We start from the raw sequence: 3,666 nt of genomic DNA, 5'->3' as shown, positions 1-3,666 counted from the left end.
AAGGGGTCGGTTCCGGCTGAGGGCGAAATGACACCCTAAGCGTTAGCTCTGTGTCGTTGCACGATGTCAGCGACGGTATTCTTGCTGATACCGAGCTCGCGTGCGATCCAGCGATAGCTGCGTCCCTCGGCCCTCATCGCAACCACCTTAGGCAAAAGTCGGTCTGATTTTGGTCGCACTCCGGCCTGACGACCAAGCCTCTTACCACGTGCCTTCGCAACAGCAAGGCCTGACTTGACCCGCTCGCTGATGAGATCCCGCTCAAACTCCGCAATGCCGGAAAGAAACGTCGCCAGCATTCGTCCATACGGCGACGAAAGATCGAACGCCATTCCATTCATGGCTATCACGGAAACCTTCCAGTTCTCCAGTTCACGTAGCGTATTGAGCAGATCGAGCGTCGAGCGCCCCCACCGGGAAAGCTCAGTGACCAGGATTGCATCAATTTGTCTGGACTGGGCAAGCGCCAGGACTTTCTTTCGCTCGGCCCGGTCGAGTTTAGTTCCTGAACCTGTTTCCTTAAATATTCCCACCACGTCGTAGCCGGCACGGCCGGCGAAGGCTCGCAGATCAAATTCCTGGCGTTCACAAGACTGATCCGCTGTTGAAACCCGGCAGTAAATGGCGGCACGATGTCCCAATTGAACCCTCCTGGATTTTTGTATCGGAACGCCCTGATTTATATGGGCTGGCTGTTGTCCAAAACAGACTATACTTCAAAAGGGACGAATTTGTATGTCACGACGCCATATTTTCACCGAACGGCAGCGAGCAGCGCTGTTCGATCTGCCCACGGACGAACTGTCGCTACTGAAGTTCTACACGCTGGGCGATGATGACCTGGAAAACATTAGGCAGCGCCGCAGACCGGAAAACAGGATTGGCTTTGCCCTGCAACTTTGTGCCTTACGATATCCGGGCCGTGCACTGGCTCCTGGTGAGATGATCCCGCGTGAAGTCCTTTCCTTCGTCGGTGCTCAGCTTGGAGTTCCGGCTGATGCGCTTCTCACTTATGCCACACGGCGCCAAACCCGTCAGCAGCACATGGACACGCTGCGCGAAATTTACGGCTACAAGACCTTCACGGGCCGTGGTGCCCGTGATCTGCGGGAGTGGACTTTCGGCCAGGCCGAAGATGCCAGATCAAACGAGGATCTTGCTCATCGTTTTATTGTGCGGTGTCGGGAAACTTCCACCATTCTGCCCGCAGTATCGACAATCGAGCGCTTGTGCGCGGATGCTCTGGTCGCCGCTGAGCGGCGGATTGAAACGCGGATTGCGGAAAATTTAACAGCGGATGTTCGCGATCACCTGGACAAACTTCTGAGTGAAATGCTCGCCGGCAATATCAGTCGTTTCATCTGGCTTCGCAACTTCGAGGTTGGTAACAACTCGGCTGCTGCTAACCGTTTGCTCGACAGGCTCGAATTTCTGCGTACCCTGAATATCAATCATAGTGCTTTGGCCAGCATACCTGCCCATCGCATTGCCCGGCTGCGTCGGCAGGGTGAACGCTACTTCACCGACGGTTTGCGTGACATCACTTCGGACCGCCGCTGGGCGATCCTTGCCGTCTGTGTTGTGGAGTGGGAAGCGGCGATTGCTGATGCCATAGTCGAAACCCATGACAGGATCGTAGGAAAAACCTGGCGGGAAGCGAAGCGCCAGCATGACGAAACAATTTCCGGCTCTAAAGCCACACTCACGGATACGATCCGTACCTTCACCGCGCTGGGAGCTTCGTTGCTTGAGGCCCGCAGTGACGGAACCCCGCTGGAGATGGCTGTCGCCAGTTCGGTTGCATGGGACCGGCTCGCTCAACTGGTAGCGACAGGGACTCAACTCAGCAACACGCTAGCCGATGAGCCTCTTGCATATGTCGGGCAGGGATACCATCGCTTTCGTCGTTATGCGCCCCGCATGTTGCGCTGTCTGAAGCTCGAAGCCGCGCCGGTCGCCGGACCATTGGTAGCAGCAGCTTTGTCGATCGGAGAGATGAAAGGTGTTGCATCGCCAGAAAGGCGTTTCCTGCGGCCCAGCTCCAAATGGAACCGTCATTTACGAGCTCAGGAAAAAGGAGATACCCGTCTTTGGGAAGTGGCGGTACTCTTTCACCTCCGGGATGCTTTTCGTTCCGGAGATGTCTGGCTCGCTCATTCGCGCCGCTATGGTGACCTCAAGCAGGTACTGGTGCCGATGATCGCGGCGCAGGAAAATGCAAAACTGGCCGTGCCTTCCAACCCACAGGATTGGCTGGCAGACAGAAAGGCGCGACTCACGATCGCTCTTAAGCGGCTGGCCCGGGCTGCCCGTAACGGCACTATTCCGCACGGTAGCATAGAAGATGGAACGTTGCGGATCGACAGGTTGACAGCAGACGTGCCGGATGGTGCCGAGGCACTCATACTGGATCTGTATCGCCGAATGCCGTCCGTTCGGATTACCGACATGCTGCTTGAAGTTGATGCAGCCCTTGGTTTCACAGATGCGTTTACCCATCTGAGAACCGGGGCTCCATGTCGCGACCGGATCGGTCTGCTCAACGTCCTGCTCGCTGAAGGGCTCAATCTGGGCCTGCGTAAGATGGCGGAAGCTACAAACACGCATGATTACTGGCAGCTCTCACGCCTTGCCCGCTGGCATGTTGAAAGCGAAGCCATGAACCAGGCATTGGCAATTGTGGTGGCCGCGCAGGGTAAACTGCCGATGTCACGCGTCTGGGGGATGGGCACGTCAGCATCGAGCGATGGTCAGTTTTTCCCGACAGCGCGGCATGGCGAAGCCATGAACATGGTCAATGCCAAATATGGTTCTGTTCCCGGCCTCAAAGCGTATACTCACGTAAGCGACCAGTTCGCGCCATTCGCTTGTCAGTCGATCCCGGCGACCGTGAGCGAGGCACCGTATATTCTCGATGGACTACTGATGAACGAGGTCGGTCGCCATGTTCGCGAACAGTATGCCGATACAGCAGGATTCACCGACCATTTGTTCGGAGCCAGTAGCCTGCTCGGCTACAATCTCGTTCTGCGAATCAGGGATCTGCCATCGAAGCGGTTGTACGTATTTAATCCCGATACGACCCCCAGGGAGTTACGCAAGTTGGTAGGTGGAAAAGCCCGGGAGGATCTTATCGTTGCGAACTGGCCTGATATTTTCCGTTGTGCCGCGACGATGACCGCTGGCAAAATCAGGCCCAGCCAACTCCTGCGCAAGCTCGCTTCTTACCCACGACAAAACAACCTTGCAGTTGCGCTTCGTGAAGTTGGTCGTATTGAACGGACCCTTTTCATTATTGAGTGGATCCTGGATACGGACATGCAGCGGCGTGCTCAGATCGGTCTTAACAAGGGAGAGGCCCACCATGCGCTCAAAAATGCGCTCCGTATCGGGAGGCAGGGGGAAATTCGCGATCGCACGACAGAGGGGCAGCACTACCGAATCGCTGGGCTCAATTTATTGACTGCGGTGATCATTTACTGGAATACCGTCCATCTTGGTCATGCCGTCACGGAGCGGCGGAACGAAGGGTTGGATGTTCCCCCTGAATTTCTTCCCCACATATCCCCATTGGGCTGGGCGCACATTCTACTGACTGGCGAATATCTTTGGCCCAAGGAACCGAAAGCTTAGGGTGTCATTTCGCCCTCAGCCGGAACCGACCCC

General features: G+C 56.1%; 2 protein-coding genes. One reads left to right on the top strand and one right to left on the bottom strand.

The features are described from left to right. Positions 1–35 precede the first annotated feature (35 nt). The gene (locus tag LZ634_RS21125) at positions 36–641 is read right to left on the bottom strand and encodes a recombinase family protein (RefSeq protein ID WP_000509966.1); all 606 of its coding nucleotides are present in this window, start codon (positions 639–641) and stop codon (positions 36–38) included. A 94-nt stretch (positions 642–735) separates the two neighbouring features. On the opposite strand from LZ634_RS21125, the gene LZ634_RS21120 reads away from it, so the two are divergent. Then, positions 736–3,633, top strand: a complete 2,898-nt coding sequence (locus tag LZ634_RS21120; protein WP_001553819.1) for a Tn3-like element Tn5403 family transposase — start codon at positions 736–738, stop codon at positions 3,631–3,633. Positions 3,634–3,666 lie beyond the last annotated feature (33 nt).

Origin of the sequence: Kluyvera intermedia, assembly GCF_021440345.1 — a bacterium.
Classification (GTDB): domain Bacteria; phylum Pseudomonadota; class Gammaproteobacteria; order Enterobacterales; family Enterobacteriaceae; genus Kluyvera; species Kluyvera intermedia_A.
The sequence above is the reverse complement of the archived record's forward strand: the minus strand, read 5'-3'. Positions and strand labels throughout refer to the sequence as shown.

Coding starts and splice junctions, on each gene's coding strand:
- LZ634_RS21120 (WP_001553819.1), top strand. CDS start 736: ATGTCACGACGCCATATTTTCACCGAACGGCAGCGAGCAGCGCTGTTC.